Source organism: Paraburkholderia sp. GAS82, assembly GCF_050436285.1.
Classification (GTDB): domain Bacteria; phylum Pseudomonadota; class Gammaproteobacteria; order Burkholderiales; family Burkholderiaceae; genus Paraburkholderia; species Paraburkholderia phenazinium_B.
In genome coordinates this window covers 26,665-45,012 of the sequence record NZ_JBNDLX010000014.1, presented here as the reverse complement: position 1 = coordinate 45,012, position 18,348 = coordinate 26,665, and the positions used below count along the sequence as shown (strand labels likewise).

12 protein-coding genes are annotated in these 18,348 nt (G+C 64.1%); 10 read left to right on the top strand and 2 right to left on the bottom strand.

All coding sequences use genetic code 11. The features are described 5' to 3' along the window. Positions 1-2: 2 nt before the first annotated feature. Positions 3-2,795, bottom strand: a complete 2,793-nt coding sequence (gene glnE, locus P3T17_RS33290; protein ID WP_429411104.1) for a bifunctional [glutamate--ammonia ligase]-adenylyl-L-tyrosine phosphorylase/[glutamate--ammonia-ligase] adenylyltransferase — start codon at positions 2,793-2,795, stop codon at positions 3-5. A gap of 175 nt (positions 2,796-2,970) precedes the next feature. Here glnE and P3T17_RS33285 point away from each other — a divergent pair, with 175 nt between their 5' ends. The 6 genes from P3T17_RS33285 (at position 2,971) to P3T17_RS33260 (ending at position 12,001) form a co-directional block, all read left to right on the top strand. Then, on the top strand, positions 2,971-7,164 hold the full coding sequence (locus P3T17_RS33285) for a YhdP family protein (protein WP_429411102.1): 4,194 nt from the start codon (positions 2,971-2,973) through the stop codon (positions 7,162-7,164). Between the two features lie 128 nt (positions 7,165-7,292). Then, entirely contained in the window at positions 7,293-8,135 is an 843-nt protein-coding gene (locus P3T17_RS33280; RefSeq protein ID WP_429411100.1) for a carbon-nitrogen hydrolase family protein, read from the top strand. A gap of 97 nt (positions 8,136-8,232) precedes the next feature. Continuing rightward, positions 8,233-9,699, top strand: coding sequence for a metalloprotease TldD (tldD, locus tag P3T17_RS33275; protein WP_074265821.1), 1,467 nt, complete (start codon positions 8,233-8,235; stop codon positions 9,697-9,699). Between the two features lie 319 nt (positions 9,700-10,018). Then, positions 10,019-11,092 carry a 3-deoxy-7-phosphoheptulonate synthase AroG gene (gene aroG, locus P3T17_RS33270; RefSeq protein ID WP_074265822.1) on the top strand — a complete coding sequence of 358 codons (1,074 nt, stop codon included), beginning with the start codon at positions 10,019-10,021 and terminating at the stop codon, positions 11,090-11,092. Between the two features lie 235 nt (positions 11,093-11,327). Next, positions 11,328-11,672 carry a type II toxin-antitoxin system RelE/ParE family toxin gene (locus P3T17_RS33265; RefSeq protein WP_429411098.1) on the top strand — a complete coding sequence of 115 codons (345 nt, stop codon included), beginning with the start codon at positions 11,328-11,330 and terminating at the stop codon, positions 11,670-11,672. Further along, a complete protein-coding gene (locus P3T17_RS33260; RefSeq protein ID WP_074265824.1) occupies positions 11,669-12,001 on the top strand; it encodes a helix-turn-helix domain-containing protein in 333 nt (110 codons plus the stop codon). The genes P3T17_RS33265 and P3T17_RS33260 overlap by 4 nt, the downstream gene beginning before the upstream one ends. Positions 12,002-12,060: 59 nt before the next feature. Here the strand turns inward: P3T17_RS33260 and P3T17_RS33255 are convergent, their stop codons facing one another. Further along, positions 12,061-12,615 (bottom strand): cob(I)yrinic acid a,c-diamide adenosyltransferase, encoded by a 555-nt coding sequence (locus P3T17_RS33255; protein ID WP_074265825.1) that lies wholly within the window; start codon positions 12,613-12,615, stop codon positions 12,061-12,063. Between the two features lie 184 nt (positions 12,616-12,799). On the opposite strand from P3T17_RS33255, the gene P3T17_RS33250 reads away from it, so the two are divergent. From P3T17_RS33250 to glcF, 4 genes are all read left to right on the top strand, one after another. Beyond that, positions 12,800-14,215 carry an FAD-linked oxidase C-terminal domain-containing protein gene (locus tag P3T17_RS33250; RefSeq protein ID WP_429411095.1) on the top strand — a complete coding sequence of 472 codons (1,416 nt, stop codon included), beginning with the start codon at positions 12,800-12,802 and terminating at the stop codon, positions 14,213-14,215. A gap of 101 nt (positions 14,216-14,316) precedes the next feature. Next, entirely contained in the window at positions 14,317-15,810 is a 1,494-nt protein-coding gene (locus tag P3T17_RS33245; protein WP_429411093.1) for an FAD-linked oxidase C-terminal domain-containing protein, read from the top strand. Between the two features lie 194 nt (positions 15,811-16,004). Next, complete coding sequence (gene glcE, locus P3T17_RS33240) at positions 16,005-17,093, top strand: glycolate oxidase subunit GlcE (RefSeq protein WP_074265828.1); 1,089 nt, start codon at positions 16,005-16,007, stop codon at positions 17,091-17,093. A 7-nt stretch (positions 17,094-17,100) separates the two neighbouring features. Continuing rightward, positions 17,101-18,327 (top strand): glycolate oxidase subunit GlcF, encoded by a 1,227-nt coding sequence (gene glcF, locus P3T17_RS33235; protein WP_074265829.1) that lies wholly within the window; start codon positions 17,101-17,103, stop codon positions 18,325-18,327. Positions 18,328-18,348 lie beyond the last annotated feature (21 nt).

The following is an 18,348-nucleotide window of genomic DNA, read 5'->3' as shown; positions in this document are numbered from 1 at the left end:
CCTCACCCAAACACCCGCTTCCACAACGCCAGCACAGCCGCGCGCTCCGCCTCGACGGTCTCCGGCTCGACGCGCGCCTTCTCCATCCCGTCGAGCCTCAACCTGTGCTGCAGCTTGCGATACGTACGATAAGCCGCGCCAACCGTCTCGGCCTCTTCCTCGCTCATCATCCCAAAGCGCGACACCTCACGCAGCAACGCGATATTGCCGGTATTGCGGATCAGCTCGGGGTCACGCGCGGCGTGCAGCAGCACCCAATACTGAACGGTGAATTCGATATCCACCATCCCGCCGCGATCGTGCTTCAGATCGAACAGCTCGGTACGGTTTGGATGGCCGGCCTCGACGCGTTCGCGCATCTCGACAATCTCTTTGGCAAGCGGCCCGGCCTCGCGCGGCGTGGTCAGGACCTGCTCGCGGATCGCTTCGAACCTCGCGCCAATCTCGGCATCGCCCGCGCAGTAGCGTGCCCGCGACAACGCCTGGTGTTCCCACACCCACGCCGTATTGGCCGCATCGCCCTCGCGTAACTGGTAGCGCCTGAACGCATCCAGATCGGTGACGAGCAGTCCCGATTCGCCGTTCGGCCGCAGCCGCAGGTCCACGTCGAACAGTGTGCCCGCACCGGTCGCCATGGTCAGCCACGTGATCAGACGCCGCGTATAGGTCGAATAGACGTCGGCGGCCGCATCGTCGGGGTCGTCATAGAGGAAAATCAGGTCGAGGTCCGACGCGTAGCCCAGTTCCTTACCGCCCAGCTTCCCGTACGCGATGATGGCAAAACGCGGCACCTCGCGATGACGTTTGGCCAGTTGCTTCCAGACTGCCTCGAGCGTCACGTCGAGCACGGCATCGGCCAGTTCGGAGAGCCGGTCGCTCACGTGTTCCACGCTCAGCTTGCCGGCCAGATCGATCAGCAGGATGCGGAACACTTCAGCCTGGTGCGCATGGCGCAGCAGATCCATCTGTTGTTCGACGCCATCCGCCGCGGCAAGGCGCAAGCGCAGCGTGCGCTTGAACTCGGCCCAGTCGAACGGGCTCGCAATCGCTTCGTCATCGAGCAGTTCGTCGAGCAGTTGCGGATGGCGGATCAGATAACCGGCCGCCCAATGCGAGGCGCCCAGCACCGACAGTACGCGGTGCAACGCCTGCGGGTATTCCGTCAACAGCGCCAGATATGCGCCGCGCCGGCTCACGGCCTCGAGCAGGTCGAAGAAGCGCGCCACCGTGTCGCCACGCCGCGCGGGCGGCTCCAGCGTGCGCGCGGCTTCGAGCGCTCGCTGCGCGACAATATCGAAGCGCTGCCGGCTACGCTCCGCAAGCCCCGCGTAGCGCGACGAATTCCACACGGCGCGTAGGCGCGCGAGCAACTCGGCGGGCTCGGGAATGCCCAGTTCGGCGATGCGCGCCTGCAACGCAGCTTCCGCACTATCGTCGGCCAGCGCGCTACTCCAGACCCACACCGCGGCACCGTCTTCCGGCGCACCGCAACCATCGCGGCCGTTCACCTTGTCGGCGAAAATCTGGTCGAACTGCTGCTCGACCATCTCGCGATGCGCGTCGAGCTTCGCCATCAGCGCCGCGTAATCGTCGAAGCCCATCGCACGGGCCAGCGCCGCGCGCTCTTCCGGATCCACCGGCATCGCATGCGTTTGCGCGTCATTGCGATACTGCAGCCGGTGCTCGAGTTCGCGCAGGAACCGATATGCCTGCGAGAGCCCCACACACACGACCGGCGCGATCAGACCATGCGTTGCGGCGTGGCGCAGCACGGCGAGCGTCGGCCGCACGCGCAGGCCCGCGTCCTGGCCGCCGCGAATCAACTGGAACACCTGGGCGCTAAATTCAATCTCGCGGATGCCGCCACGGCCAAGCTTGATGTCGTCGGCCTTGTCCGGCCGCATCGAGGCACGGCGCTGCGCCTCCTGGCGAATCTGCAGATGCAGCGCGCGGATCGCGCTGATCACGCCGAAGTCCAGATAGCGGCGATAGATAAACGGTGTGCAGATCGCATCGAGCTGCTTCTGCATGCGGCGTGCAGCGTCACTGCTGCCTTCGGACACAAGCCGCCCCTTGATCCAGGCGTAGCGCTCCCACTCGCGGCCCTGCACGTAAAAATACTCTTCGAGCATGCCAAGACTACACACCAGCGGTCCCGAATCGCCGTTCGGCCGCAGCCGCATATCGACGCGAAATACATAACCGTCGGCGGTCACTTCGGCTAGCGCGGCGATCAGGCGTTTGCCGAGACGCGTGAAAAAGTCCTGTGTGGCAATCGGCGGACGCTGACCGCCGGCGGTCTCGCCGTCTTCTTCGTAAATGAAGATCAGGTCGATGTCAGACGATACGTTCAGCTCGCGTCCACCCAGCTTGCCCATGCCGACCACGCCGAGCGCAAGACGCTCGCCCTCGGGGCCGCGCGGCTCGCCGTAGAGCATTTCGAGATCGGCAGAGAGCACCGCCATCGCCCGCTGGATGGTCGTTTCGGCCAGATCGGTCATGGCTCCGGTGACTTCCGCAACATCGGCGCGCTCAGCCAGATCTCGCTCCATCACCGCGCAAAACACCTCGGTGCGTAACTGACGGAGCGCACGTTTGAGACCCTCTTCGGTCAACGAACCATCGGCGGAACTCGCCAACGCCGCGCACAGATCGTCGAAGCGGGCTTCGATCCGTTCGCGCGTGACGGGTTCTGCAGCCAAGGTCGCAATGCGTTCGGCCAGTTCGGGACGAGCCGCCAGCGCGCGCGCTGCGTAATGTGAATAGCTGGAACTCAGGAGTGTGGCTTGGGTCATCAAGGGTGTGGATCGTTCGTTGCTGTATCCATCTCATCACGGAGCCAGGCGCCGCGTCGCACAGGTCGCGAGACGGCATGGGCACAGGCTTTGAAGGATATTCGTCGCGACTGGCCCGTGTGTTACATTTCGTCGTCAGATCGCAAAACTACCATACGCCCATCCCCGCCGCAGCATGTCCGAGCGAAACGAATCCGCCGCGCAACAGGAAGCCGGACAAGTCAGGTCAGTGAGCGGCGACCACCACGTGGTGCTGCGCCACACCCTGAGAGTGCTGCTGGGGATCGCGCTCGTCGTTTATTTCATTGCAGCGGCTCTGTTCATGGGTCTGCGTTACGGCTTGCTGCCGTATGTCGATTCTTTCCGGCCGCGCATCGAAACCCTCGTCTCCGAGAAGATCCACGCGCAACTCACTATCGGCAAACTGGCGCCGCACTGGACCGGTTTCCAGCCCGGCATCGACGTCACCAACCTGATGATCCGGGACCGCGAAGGCAAGGTCGGGCTGAACATCCCGCATGCCACCGCCACGGTCTCGTGGAGTTCGCTATGGCAATTCAAGCCGATCCTCTCGAGCCTGATCGTCAATCAGCCTGACGTGCTGATCGAGCGCGGCAGCGACGGCTCGCTCTCGGTCGCCGGCGTCGTGGCGCCGAGCACCCATACCGGCAATGACACCTTCAGCTCGTGGCTACTGCGCCAGCAGGCCATTGTGCTGCGCGGCGGCACGCTAAGGTGGCACGACGCGCGCCACGATGCGCCTGAACTTGCGCTGCAGAACATTCGTCTGGCCATTCTCAACGACGGCTATAACCACCACCTCGCGCTGCAGGCGCCGCCGGACGGCCGGGTCCTGCATGGCCCGCTCGATTTCCGCGTGTACTTCAAACATGCGCCTTTGTCGGCTATTGGCAAGCCGATCAACTGGACCGGCCAGGCTTACGTGTCGACCGGCCCGGTCGATCTGCCCGCGCTAGCCCACTACATGGATTTCCCAATCGAGACGTTCGCGGGCCGGATCGACAACGCTATCTGGATCGACTTCGCCCAAGGCCGGACGACCTCGGCGAGCGGCGAGCTGAGCGGCTCCGATATCTCGTTGCGCGTGCGGCCGACCCAGCCGCGCCTGGACGTGCCGGTCGCGAGCTTTTCCTGGAAAGTCGAGACGGGGCCGGACGACTACACGCTGCAACTGAACCACCTGCACGCGGAACTCGGCCAGCCGCCGCTCGAGGACGGCACGCCGCTCACCCGCACGCTGGCCCTCACCACCTTAAGCGGCCACTACCGCCGCGCATCGGTACAGCACGGCCAGTTGTTTAGCGTGACCGGCGACCGAGTCGATCTCGGCATACTCGCCGAATTCAGTCGCGCGCTCCCGCTCTCGGGACATCTGTTGAATGAACTGGTGCGCTTCGATCCTCGCGGCCTGGTGGCGAACTACCTGATCGAGGTCGAACGGGCCAGGCCCGAATCCGGCGAGGCGGCCAGCGAACGTAATACAGGGGGCGCCGAACCGATCGTGCGCTACCGCTTCAAGGCGGACCTGCAGGGCATCAGCGTCGCGGCCCAGGAGCCGCCGCCAGGGCTCACCCCGTTGGGTCACCCGCGGGCCGGCTTGCCTGGCGTGGAAAATCTGTGGGGTAGCGTCGACGCCGACGAAAATCATGGCGCCATGAGCATCGACACCAACAACGTGGCCCTTACGCTGCCTGGTGTTTTCGATAACCCGCGCCTCAGATTCGACCGCCTGAAGGGTCGCGGCAGCTGGACGGTCAAGCCGGCGGCGCCAGGTGAAGCCCACAAGGCGTTTGCCATTACCGTCCCGGAACTGAGCGTCGCCAATGCGGATGCGGTCGCTTCGGCGACCGCGAACTACAGCAATCCCGGCCACGGTCGCGGCTCACTCGACCTGACGGCGAAGTTCGAGCACGCCCAGGTCACGCGGATCGTCCGCTACCTCCCCACCAGCATCCCCGAGAAGCTGCGCACCTACCTGGGTCACGGGCTGCAAGCCGGCATCTCGCGCGGCGGGGTGATCGAGATACACGGCGATCTCACCAAATTCCCCTACTCGCGCGACCCAACTGCCGGCGTGTTCCAGATCGTGGCGCCGTTCAAGGGCGGCAAGTTCGACCCGTCACCGTTCCCGCCGCGCATGATGAAAGACGGCGTGACGCCGAATGTGTGGCCGCCGCTGGATGGTATCGACGGCACGTTCTCGCTGAAAGAGAACGTGCTGCGCTTCGACGTCGATCGCGCGCACTACAAGCGCGTCGCGCTCGGCAAGGTCAGCGGCAAGATCGACGATCTGGGCACCAAGGCATCGAGCCTGGTCATCAACGGCGATGGACACGGGCCGCTCGCCGACATGCTCGACTACGTCAATGCGAGTTCGCTCGGCAGTCTCTCGAAGCATGTCGGCGAAAAGGTACAGGCCGAAGGGCCCGCATCGCTAGCACTGAAGCTGACAGTGCCGCGTACGCCGAAACCGCACATCGCCGTCGAGGGTGCAATCGGCTTCCAGAACAACCGTCTCAGCACCGACAACGTGCCGCCGCTGTCGCAACTGACCGGCAAGGTTCACTTCACCGAACACACCGCCCAGCTCGATCACTTGAGCGGCCAGTTCATGGGCGGTGACGTGCACGCCAACGGCGGCGTGCAGAACAACGGCACTTACGCGCTTGATCTGAACGGCCACATTGCCGTCGACGCAGCACGCGGCCTGAATCTGCACGGACCAGCCGCCCAGGTGCTCACGCGCATGAACGGCAGCGCGCCCTACGAGCTGAACGTAACGGGCGCCAAGGGGCGCCTGCCTAATGTCACGGCCAACTCCGACCTGACCAGCCTCGCGCTCGACTTCCCCGCGCCGTTCAACAAGCCGCTCGGCCAACCGATGCCGCTGCATTTCACCTTCAAGCCCGCCGCCCCGGAAAGCGACGCCGGCCTGCAACGCGCCGACCTCAAGTTCGGCCCGATAGCCGCCACCTACCTGCTGCGCCACACGCCGGGCCAGCCGCCGGAGGTGGTGGTCGGCGCAGTCGGCGTCAACAAGCCGGCTGAACTGCCGAGCGAAGGCGTGATCGCCGCGGTCGACATCGACGCGTTCGACGCGGATCAATGGCGCGCCCTGGTGACCCAGATGCGCAGCAAGGAAACGCCCCCGCCGCCCGGCACTCCGGCGAGCGCCCCCAACCCGACGCTTACGCAGTTCCTGCCGAACCGCTTTGCCGTGCATATCGGCACATTGACGCTGCTCAAGCGCCACTGGGAAAGCGTGATCGTCGGCGCATCGCGGGACAACGGCAACTGGCAGGCCAACATCGCCTCGAATCAGGTTTCCGGACACGTGGCCTGGCTGCCCGGCCCCGTCAAAGGTTCGCCGGGGACGCTGCAGGCCCGTCTCGCCCGCCTGGTGATTCCGTCTGCCACCGAAAACGATCTGCTCGGCCAGGCGATCTCGGCCCCGGCGCAGAACATGCCGACGATCGATCTGGTGGTGAACGAACTGATCGTGCGCGACCACAACATCGGCAGTCTCGAAGTCGACGCGCATAACTTCCAGGAAGACGGCGTGCCGGTCTGGCAACTGGACAAGCTCGACATCACCAACCCGGCTGCTACGCTGACCGCCACCGCCAACTGGCGCACCTCGACGCAGCTCGGCGCCAATGCCGACGAAGACACGCCAAAGCGCACCGTGTTCGACTTCAAGCTCGATATCAAGGATGCCGGCGCGCTGCTCCAGCAGTTCGGCCAGCCGCGCACGCTCAAGGGCGGCAGCGGCACGCTGTCGGGCAAGGTCGTCTGGCGCGGCGGCCCGACCCGCATCGACTATCCGACGCTGAACGGCAACCTGGCCGTCGACATGCGTCATGGCCAGATTCTCAAGGTCGATCCGGGCGTCGCCAAGCTGCTGGGCGTGCTGAGCCTGCAAAGCCTTGCGCGCTTTGCGACGCTCAATTTCAAGGACGTGATCGGCGAAGGTCTGCCGTTTGAAAGCGTGACCGGAACCGGACAGATCAGCGACGGCATCGGCCGCACCGACAACTTCAGGATGGTGACCGCGCCGGCCCGCGCCGAGATGGCGGGCTCGGTGGATCTCGCGCAGGAGACCCAGGACCTGCACGTGCACATTGTGCCGACCGTCAGCGCGGGCGCTGGCGTGGTGGCGGCCACGGTGATCAATCCGCTGTTCGGCCTCGCCGCGCTGGTGGCGGACTTCGCGCTGTCGAAGTCGATTTCCAAGGCGTTCGCAATGGACTACGCCATCACCGGTTCGTGGTCAAAACCCCACGTCGAGCGGGTGCGCGGCGATCGCGGTAAGATGGACCTGCCGGCTTCGACCGTGGAAGCGCAGTGAGTCCCGCAGCGAGCCCGTATCGCTGGGTTCAGCGGTCCCGCGGTGGCGAAGCGGCGGCGGTACAGCCTTGATCGACGTATGCAGCGCCTGCGGTCGGCGTTGCCCAGCCGGGAGTCTTCGAAACGCTCATGAGCGAACAACACGCCAATCCCCCCTCCCTTAGCCCGTCCTTCCGCGTCGCCGCGTTGCAGATGGTGAGCACGCCGGATCGCGGCCGCAATCTCGCCGAAGCCGAACGCCTCATTGCCGAGGCCGCTGCCGACGGCGCGCAGCTCGTCCTGCTGCCCGAATACTTCTGTTTCATGGGTTTTAAGGATACCGACAAGCTCAGCGTACGCGAACCCTACGGCGACGGCCCGATCCAGCGCTTTCTTTCCGACGCGGCGCGCCGCCACGGCGTCTGGGTAATAGGCGGCACATTGCCGATCACGGCGCCCGAAGCGAACCGCGTCCTGAACACCACGCTGGTCTTCAACCCGCAGGGCGAGGAAGTCACCCGCTACGACAAGATTCACCTGTTCAACTTCGAAAAAGGTGAAGAATCGTTCGACGAAGCGCGCACCATCCGCCCGGGCTCCGAGGTCCGCACCTTCGAGGCGCCGTTCGGAAGAGTCGGCCTGTCGGTCTGCTACGATTTGCGTTTCCCGGAGTTGTACCGCCGGCTGGGCGATTGCGCGCTGATCGTGGTGCCGTCCGCGTTCACCTACACGACCGGCCGCGCGCACTGGGAAATGCTGCTGCGCGCCCGCGCCGTCGAGAACCAGTGTTACGTGCTCGCTGCGGCGCAAGGCGGCAAGCACGAGAACGGCCGCCGCACATGGGGACACAGCATGCTGATCGACCCGTGGGGCGAGATAGTCGCGGTACGCGAGGAAGGTGCCGGCGTGGTGGCCGGCAATCTCGAACGGGCACGCATCGACGAAGTCCGGCAGAGCCTGCCGGCCTGGCGTCACCGCGTACTGACGAGTTAAAGCTGCACCAGACATTGAAAGTCCGACGCCGCCCACCCATGTATGTGATGCGCGTGCGCCAACCGAACCCCTTTGTATCGAGCAGAAGACACTTCGCATGAACATCATCGAACCCGGTATCCGTAATCTCGCCACTGCCAAGGACGTGCTCCTCACGCCCTACGGCCTCGACGAAGCTCTGCTGTCACGCACGCTCGCCGAAATCTTCACGCACCGCATCGACTACGCGGACCTGTATTTCCAGGCCACCCGCAGCGAAGCCTGGAGCCTTGAAGAAGGTATCGTGAAATCTGGCAGCTTCAGCATCGATCAAGGGGTGGGCGTGCGCGCCGTCTCGGGCGACCGGACCGCGTTTGCCTACTCGGACGATCTGTCGCCCGAGGCCATTCGCCAGGCTGCGCTCGCCACCCGCTCGATCGCCAAGGCCGGCGGCGGCAAGCAGAAGATCAAGGTTGCCCCTTCGCTGACCGGCATTGCCGGACGCGACCTGTATCTGCCGTCCGATCCGCTGCATTCGCTCGACGCGACCGCCAAGGTCAAACTGCTCGAGCGCGTCGAACAGATGGCGCGCAGCCGCGATCCGCGTATCACCCAGGTGATGGCGGGTCTGGCCGGCGAATACGACGTGGTGCTGGTGGCGCGCAGCGACGGCGCGCTCGCCGCGGACATCCGGCCGCTGGTGCGTGTCTCCGTCACGGTGATCGCTGAGCAGAACGGCCGCCGCGAGATCGGCAGCGGCGGCGGCGGTGGCCGCTTCGATTACGGCTATTTCACGGACGCCGTGTTGTCAAAATACGTCGATGACGCGGTGCACGCTGCGCTGGTCAACCTCGACGCCCGCCCGGCCCCGGCCGGCGCGATGACCGTCGTTCTAGGCCCGGGCTGGCCCGGCGTGCTGCTGCACGAAGCAATCGGCCACGGTCTCGAAGGCGACTTCAACCGCAAGGGATCGTCGGCGTTTGCTGGACGCATCGGCGAGCGCGTCGCGGCCAAGGGCGTCACGGTGGTCGACGACGGCACGCTGCCGAATCGCCGCGGCTCGCTCAATATCGACGACGAAGGCAATCCGACCCAGTGCACCACGCTGATCGAGGACGGCATCCTGAAGGGCTATATCCAGGACACGCTGAACGCCCGCCTCATGAAGATGCCGGTGACAGGCAACGCGCGCCGCGAGTCGTACGCCGCCCTGCCGATGCCGCGCATGACGAACACCTACATGCTGAACGGCGACAAGGATCCGCAGGAAATCATTGCCTCGGTGAAAAACGGCCTGTACGCGGTGAATTTCGGCGGCGGTCAGGTCGACATCACCAACGGCAAGTTCGTATTCTCGGCGTCCGAGGCCTACATGATCGAAGACGGCAAGGTGACGTATCCGGTGAAGGGCGCGACGCTGATCGGCAGCGGCCCGGAATCGCTCAAGTTCGTCAGCATGATCGGCAACGATATGGCGCTGGATTCCGGTGTCGGCGTGTGTGGCAAGGAAGGTCAAAGCGTGCCGGTGGGCGTTGGCCAACCGACCCTGCGCATCGAGAAGATGACGGTGGGCGGCACGGCCTGATCGTCAAAAACGCATACTTCGTGCAGATTTTTCACGAAGTATGCGGATTATCCGCATTTTTGGCGCCCACCGGTTGTCAATCGAGACTACCCGGGTTATAAAGTCATCCACCCTTTTTGACGCACGACCTTACTTCGCCATGTCCGCCAAGTTTTATTTTTACTTTTTCTGGCATCTCAGACCGCTGGCGGATCGAGAGGGGTGTTAGTGCACGTAAGGCACCCGAAATTCCCGAAAAACCGCCAGCGAGTCTGGCGGTTTTTTTTCGCCCCAAGCGAACACAACACGCACGCTACGAATTGAATCCTGGAGAACCACCATGCCCCCGCACAACACTGACGATGTCCGAATTCGAGAATTGAAAGAACTCACACCGCCCGCCCATCTGATCCGCGAATTCGCCTGCGAAGAGTCGGTGTCCGAGCTGATCTACCATTCGCGCCAGTCGATGCACCGCATCCTGCACGGCATGGAAGACCGCCTGATCGTCATCATCGGACCGTGTTCGATCCACGACACCAAGGCGGCGCTCGAATACGCGGGACGCCTGGTGGAACAGCGCAAGCGCTTCGCGGGCGAGCTCGAGATCGTGATGCGCGTGTACTTCGAAAAGCCGCGCACGACGGTGGGCTGGAAGGGTCTCATCAACGACCCGCATATGGACAACAGCTTCAAGATCAACGACGGCCTGCGCACCGCGCGCGAACTGCTGCTGCGCATCAACGAACTCGGCCTGCCGGCCGGCACCGAATACCTCGACATGATCAGCCCGCAATACATCGCCGATCTGATCTCGTGGGGTGCAATCGGCGCGCGCACGACCGAGTCGCAGGTGCATCGCGAACTGGCCTCCGGCCTGTCGTGCCCAGTGGGCTTCAAGAACGGCACCGACGGCAACGTGAAGATCGCCGTCGACGCCATCAAGGCCGCGTCGCAGCCGCACCATTTCCTGTCGGTGACGAAGGGCGGTCACTCCGCGATCGTCTCGACGGCCGGCAACGAGGACTGCCACATCATTCTGCGCGGCGGCAAGACGCCGAATTACGATGCCGACAGCGTGAACGGCGCCTGCGCCGATATCGGCAAGGCTGGCCTCGCGGCGCGTCTGATGATCGACGCAAGCCACGCCAATAGCTCGAAGAAGCACGAGAACCAGATTCCGGTGTGTGCGGACATTGGCCGCCAGATCGCCGGCGGCGACGAGCGCATCATCGGCGTGATGGTGGAATCGCATCTGGTGGCTGGCCGCCAGGACCTGAAAGAAGGCTGCGAACTAACCTACGGCCAGAGCGTGACCGACGCCTGCATCGGTTGGGACGAAAGTCTCGGCGTGCTGGAAGGCCTGGCCGAAGCGGTCAAGCAGCGCCGCGTCGCTCGCGGCAGCGGGAATTAAGCGGAGATCGACCGCGTGCTCGCCTGCGCGCATTAGCAAGCTCGCAAGCGCGATCGTCTGCCTGCCAAAACGGCCCAACCGGCCTACGTCGGTTGGGCCGTTTGCCTTTGCACCGGCCATCCGGCTGAATGTTCGTTTATGTCACGTCCTTGTACTGTCACTACCCATGGTGGAAGCAGATGCATCTTGCTGCTTCTGGGGGATTGGTATACAATTTTATACATCAAGGACGTGCATGCAGTGGGACAAAGAAATTTGCTGGATGGGTTCCAGCTTTGACGATTTATTGGCCTTTCCAGACGAGGCACGCCGGAAGGCCGGTTTCCAACTCAGTAAAGTTCAGGCCGGCCTCGACCCTGACGACTGGAAACCGTTTGCTATCGTCGGCTCCGGTACGCGTGAAATCCGTATCAGTGAAGCGAACGGTATTTACCGTGTGATGTACGTGACGAAGTTCGTGGAAGCCATTTATGTGCTGCACTGCTTCCAGAAACAGAGCGAGGTCACGAGCCGGCACGACCGGGATATTGCTGAGGCGCGCTATCGCGCAGTGATCAACGAGACAAGGACATATCAATGACCATCGACACCAAAATCCGTCATGTGACGAAACCGGGTGCAAACCTGTTCCTCGAGCTGGGTTTCCCCGCTGAGGAAGCGGCACAGCTGCACGCCGTATCACAAAAGGAAATCAACGACACGCGGCTCCTCAAGGAACAGTTGATGACCGAACTGTCTACATGGATCGACGAACACCATCTGAAGCAGGCCGATGCCGCCGAGATCCTGAAGGTGTCGCGCCCGCGCGTGTCGGACGTGGTCAACAAGAAGACCACCAAATTCACCATCGATACGCTGGTCGAAATGATGAGCCGGATCGGCAAGCCGGTCACGCTGGAGATCGGCTAAGGCGCTTCCCACCTGCCGTCGTCGCGCACCTCGCGTCTTTATCGCTGCGCCCGGACTGCTTATTTCGCGCCGCGCTGGTGCTGCCAGAGGACGTCGCTGCCGCCATCCACGCGATTCAACACGCGCGCCAGCACAAACAGCAGATCGGACAGGCGATTCACGTATTGACGAGGCGCGGCATTAATCGCCTCGCTCTGGCCAAGCGCCACGATGGCGCGTTCGGCCCGGCGGCACACCGTCCGGCACACGTGCGCAAGCGCCGCTGAACGCGAGCCGCCAGGCAAGATGAATTCCTTCAGCGGCGGTAACGTCGCGTTGTAGTCATCAAGCCAGCCGTCGAGCTGGGCCAGATGCTTGTCCGTGATGATCGTGTGGCCCGGAATGCAAAGTTCGCCGCCCAGGTCGAACAGGTCGTGCTGGATGGCGGTCAGCGCCAGGCGCACGTTCTCAGGCAGGTTTTCGCACAGCAGCACGCCGAGGTTCGAGTTCAGTTCATCCACTTCGCCAATGGCTGTGATCCGCGCCTCGTCCTTGCGGACACGGCGGCCGTCGCCGAGACCCGTGGTGCCGTCGTCGCCCGTCCGGGTGGCAATCTTGCTCAAACGGTGACCCATGATATGTGCCGTCCTTTCAGTGTGAGATGCGTCCCCGTGGCGGCCTGCCCGATGCCGATCCCGATATCGCGGCCATTATAGGTTCGGCCAGCCGGCGAGGTGCCGCGGTTCGGCGTAAAGCCCGGTGTTCGGCGTAAAATGAATCAGAAGCTACAGACGCCAAGCCCGTCTTCAGGAGACCCTTGTGAATCATCCCGCGCCGCCGGCACCCTTGCGCCGCCCCTTCCCCGCTGAACTCCTCACTTCGCTTAAATCTGTCTTTGGCGAGCGGGTTTCGATCGCCGAAGCCGTGCGCGCCCATCATGGCCGCGACGAATCGCCGTTCGATCCGCAATTGCCTGACGCCGTGGTTTTCGGGCGCAATACGGAAGAGGTGCAGGCCATTGTCAGATTATGCGGGCAGCACGACGTGCCGATCATTCCTTACGGCAACGGTTCGTCGCTGGAAGGGCATCTGCTGGCGGTACAGGGCGGCGTGTCGATCGATCTGTCGGAAATGAACCAGGTCCTGTCGATCAACGCGGAAGACCTTACCGTCACCGTCGAGCCGGGCATCTCACGCAAGCAGCTCAACGAAGCGCTTCGCGACACGGGTCTGTTTTTCCCGATCGATCCCGGCGCGGATGCCAGTATCGGCGGTATGTCGGCAACGCGCGCCTCGGGTACGAACGCCGTGCGCTACGGCACGATGCGCGAGAACGTGCTCGGCCTCACCGTGGTGCTGGCTGACGGCCGCGTCATCAAGACCGGTACACGGGCACGGAAGTCGTCGGCGGGGTATGACCTGACGCGCCTTTTTGTCGGCTCGGAGGGCACGCTCGGCGTCATTACCGAAATTACCTTGCGGCTTTATCCGCAACCGGAAGCCGTCTCGGCCGCGGTATGCACGTTTCCTTCGATGGGCGACGCCGTGCGCGCCGTCATCGAGACCATCCAGATGGGTGTGCCGATTGCACGCGTGGAATTCGTGGATTCGCTCGCCATCCGTTCGATCAACCGCCATTCGAATCTCACGCTGCGCGAGGCGCCCACGCTCTTCTTCGAATTCCACGGCACCGAATCCGGCGTGAAGGAACAGGCGGAAACGGTGCAGGAAATCACGGCGCAAAACGCCGGTGAAGGCTTCGAATGGGCCACCCGTCCGGAAGACCGCAGCCGTCTCTGGAACGCCCGGCACAACGCCTACTTCGCAATGTTGCAACTGAAGCCCGGCTGCCGCGCGGTCACCACTGACGTTTGCGTGCCAATCTCGCGGCTCGCGGAATGCGTGGTCGAAACGGAGCAGGACCTGTTGGCCTCGCCGCTACCCTGCCCGATCGTCGGCCATGTGGGCGACGGCAATTTCCACGTCGCGATCCTGATCGACCCGAACAAGCCCGAAGAGCTAGCGGAAGCCGAGCGGCTCAACCAACGCATCGTGCAGCGCGCGTTGCGCATGGACGGCACCTGCACGGGCGAACACGGGGTCGGTTTGCACAAGATGGGCTTCCTGCTGGAAGAACACGGTGAGGTCGCCGTCGATACCATGCGTTCGATCAAGCATGCGCTCGACCCGCGTAACCTCATGAATCCCGGCAAGATTTTCGCGTGGGCCGCTTAGGGCATCGATAGATCACCCTATAGGCCGCCCCTGCTGGCACTTGTCATACCTCGCGCGGCAAAGCCGCGCGCCCGGCGCACCGGAGTACGAGGAGAGGAACCATGAATGCACCCGCCGAGCTGTCGGCCGAAGTGCTCGCGCAGCGCCAACGTGAGGTTGTGCAGGCACTGATGGCCGTGCTGCCGACCCATTGCCTGCTGTACCGCGAGGAGGACACCGTCGCCTACGAGTGCGACGGCCTGGCGGCATACCGCCGGCTACCGCTCGCCGTCGCGTTGCCGGAAACCGAATCGCAAGTGCAGCGAATCGTGCAGATCTGCCACCGGCTCGACGTGCCCATCGTCCCGCGCGGCGCGGGCACGGGGCTGTCGGGCGGCGCGATGCCGATCCGCCACGGTGTGGTGGTATCGCTGGCGCGCTTCCGGAAGATCGTGGAAGTCGACTCATACGCGCGCACCGCGACCGTCCAGCCGGGCGTGCGCAATCTTGCAATCTCCGAGGCAGCTGCGCCCTACGGCCTTTACTACGCACCCGATCCGTCCTCGCAGATCGCCTGCACGATCGGCGGCAACGTCTCGGAAAATTCCGGCGGGGTCCATTGCCTCAAGTACGGCCTCACCGTGCACAACGTGCTGCGCGTGCGGGCCGTTACGATGGAAGGCGAAGTGGTCGAGTTCGGCTCGCTCGCTCCCGATGCGCCGGGGCTCGACCTGCTGGCCGTGATGATCGGCAGCGAAGGCATGTTCGCCATCGTCACCGAAATCACCGTCAAACTGATCCCCAAGCCGCAGACCGCGCAGGTCATCATGGCGAGTTTCGACGACGTGGTGAAAGGCGGAGATGCGGTCGCCGGCATCATTGCGGCGGGCATCATTCCGGCCGGACTGGAAATGATGGACAAACCCGCGACGCGCGCCGTCGAGGAGTTCGTCAAGGCCGGATACGATCTGGACGCTGCGGCGATTCTCCTATGCGAATCGGACGGCACGCCTGAAGAAGTGGCCGACGAAATCGTCCGCATGACGGCGGTGTTGCGCGAACAGGGCGCGACGCGCATCCAGATCTCCCGCTCCGAGCAGGAACGGCTGCGCTTCTGGTCCGGACGCAAGAATGCGTTCCCGGCCGCGGGCCGCATCTCGCCCGATTACTACTGCATGGACGGCACCGTGCCGCGCCGCAGTATCGGACCGCTGCTCGCACGCATCGAAGCAATGGAAAAGAAGTATCAGTTGCGCTGCATGAACGTTTTCCATGCCGGCGACGGCAACATGCACCCGCTGATCCTGTTCAACGGCAACGATATGGACGAGTGGCACCGGGCCGAAGCGTTCGGCAGCGACATCCTCGAAACCTGCGTCGAACTGGGCGGGACCGTGACGGGTGAGCATGGCGTGGGCATCGAAAAGATCAATTCGATGTGCGTGCAGTTCTCGCCCGAAGAGCGCGATGCGTTCCATGCGGTCAAGCGGGCTTTCGATCCGCCCGGCTTGCTGAACCCTGACAAAGGTATCCCGACGCGGGCACGCTGCGCCGAATACGGCAAGATGCACGTTCGCGGCGGGTTACTGCCGCACCCGGACCTGCCGCGGTTCTAAGGCTTCCGACAGACGGCGGGTGGCATCGGCAAGCGTGGAAGGCGCGGCGAGCGGACACGGAAACGCGTTCCCCGCAGGCCGCCCCGTTCGCCATTCCGGCCCCCGTCTCCGGACAACCCGCTAGGGGTCCGCTCCGGGTTGTCAGTCAGTCCCCGACCGGTACAATCGAGCAAAACACAACGACGCAGGACAACATGGAAGAGGACGACACCGTCGCCGCATGGTCCGAACGTATCCGTTCGGCCACCGCCGAAGGCCGACCGCTACGCATTCGCGGCGGTGGCACCAAGGACTGGTACGGGCAGACGCTGGAGGGAGACATCCTCGACACGCGTGCGCATCGCGGCATCATTTCTTATGATCCGGCCGAACTGGTCATCACGGCGCGCGCCGGCACGCCCTTGCTGGAGATCGAGGCCGCGCTGGCCGACCACGCCCAGATGCTTCCCTTCGAACCACCCCATTTCGGCCCCAGCGCCACCCTCGGCGGCTGCATTGCGGCCGGAATCGCCGGGCCGCGCCGTCCATCGACAGGCGCGCCACGCGACTTCGTGCTCGGCGCGGTCATCATGAACGGTCAGGGCCAGGTGCTGCACTTTGGCGGCCAGGTGGTGAAGAACGTGGCCGGCTACGATGTGTCGCGGCTGCTGGCCGGCTCACTCGGCACGCTTGGACTGATCCTCGAGCTGTCGATCAAGGTGCTGCCGCTGCAGCAGGCCGAAGCCACCCTCAAGTTCGACATGAACGGCACCGACGCGGTCCGCAAGCTCAACGAGTGGGGTGGCCGCCCGCTGCCGATCACGGCCAGCGCCTGGCGCCACGGCACGCTCGCCGTGCGCCTCGGCGGCGCCGAAGCGGCGGTCAAATCGGCGCGCTCGGCGCTCGGCGGCGAAGTCGTCGACGCGGTCGAGGCCGAACGTTTCTGGGCTGGTCTGCGTGAGCAAACGGATCCCTTCTTCGCGGCCATCGCGCCGAAGGCAGCGCTCTGGCGCCTCGCGCTGCCATCCATTACAGAGCCGCTGCAACTACCCGGCGCCCAGCTGATGGAATGGGGCGGCGGCCAGCGCTGGTGGATTACCGACACCGACGCGCAAACCGTGCGCATCAGCGCCAAACAGGCCGGTGGCCACGCAACGATTTTCCGCACCGGGCAAAACTATGACCGCAGCGCCGGAGTGTTCACACCGCTGCCCGCACCGTTGATGAAAATCCACCGTGGCCTGAAGGCCGCTTTCGACCCAGCCCGCATTTTCAATCGCGGCCGGCTGTACCCCGACTTCTGAGCGCGCGATGCAAACCAACCTCGCCGACTTCATTCGCGATACCGCTGACGGCATCGAAGCAGAATCGATCCTGCGCAAGTGCGTGCATTGCGGTTTCTGCACGGCCACCTGCCCCACCTACCAGTTGCTCGGCGACGAGCTCGACGGCCCGCGCGGACGCATCTATCTGATCAAGCAGATGGTCGAAGGCGCGGAGGTGACCCGTAGTACGCAAACGCATCTGGACCGCTGTCTGACCTGCCGCAACTGCGAGACCACTTGTCCGTCGGGCGTGCAGTACGGCCGGCTGGTGGAAATCGGCCGCAAGATCACGGAAGAAAAGGTGACGCGGCCGTTCGGTCAACGGATGTTGCGGCGCGTGCTGGCGAGCGTCGTGCCGAATAGCGCACTGTTCACGCCGGCCATGCGGCTCGGCCAGCACGTGCGCGCGTTCCTGCCCAAGAAGCTGCGCGACAAGGTGCCGGCGCGCCAGCGGCCGCTCGAATGGCCGGCGAGGAAGCACGCGCGCAAGATGCTGATGCTCGCAGGATGTGTGCAGCCATCGATGATGCCGAACGTCAACATTGCCACGGCACGCGTGCTGGATGCGCTCGGTGTAGAGACGATCGTGGCCCCGGAAGCCGGCTGCTGTGGCGCGATCCGTCTGCATCTCGGCTACAACGACGAAGCACTCGACGATATCCGCGCCAATATCGACGCCTGGTGGCCGCATGTCGAAGAAGGCGCGGAGGCCATCGTGATGAACGCCTCCGGCTGCGGCGCGACCGTCAAGGAATACGGACATCTGCTGCGCGACGATCCGGCGTACGCCGGGAAAGCACAGCGCATCACGGAAATGACGCGTGATATCTCCGAAGTTCTGCCTGAGTTCGAGGAAGCGCTGGTCGCGGTGACGCGCCGCCGCTCCGTGCATACCGTAGCGTTCCACCCGCCCTGCACACTGCAGCACGGTCAGCAGTTGCGCGGCAAGGTCGAACACCTCCTTACTGCGCTCGGCATCGAAGTGCGCCTGCCGGCCGACAGCCATCTATGCTGCGGCTCGGCCGGCACGTATTCGTTGACGCAGCCTGCGCTGTCGTACGCGTTGCGCGACCAGAAACTGGAAAAGCTGCAGGCTCAGGAGCCACAGGTGATCGTATCGGCCAACGTCGGCTGTATCGCCCATCTGCAAAGCGGCACATCGACGCCGGTGGCGCACTGGATCGAACTGGTCGAGCATATGCTGTACGCGTGAAGGGCAAAGTGGGGAGCGCGG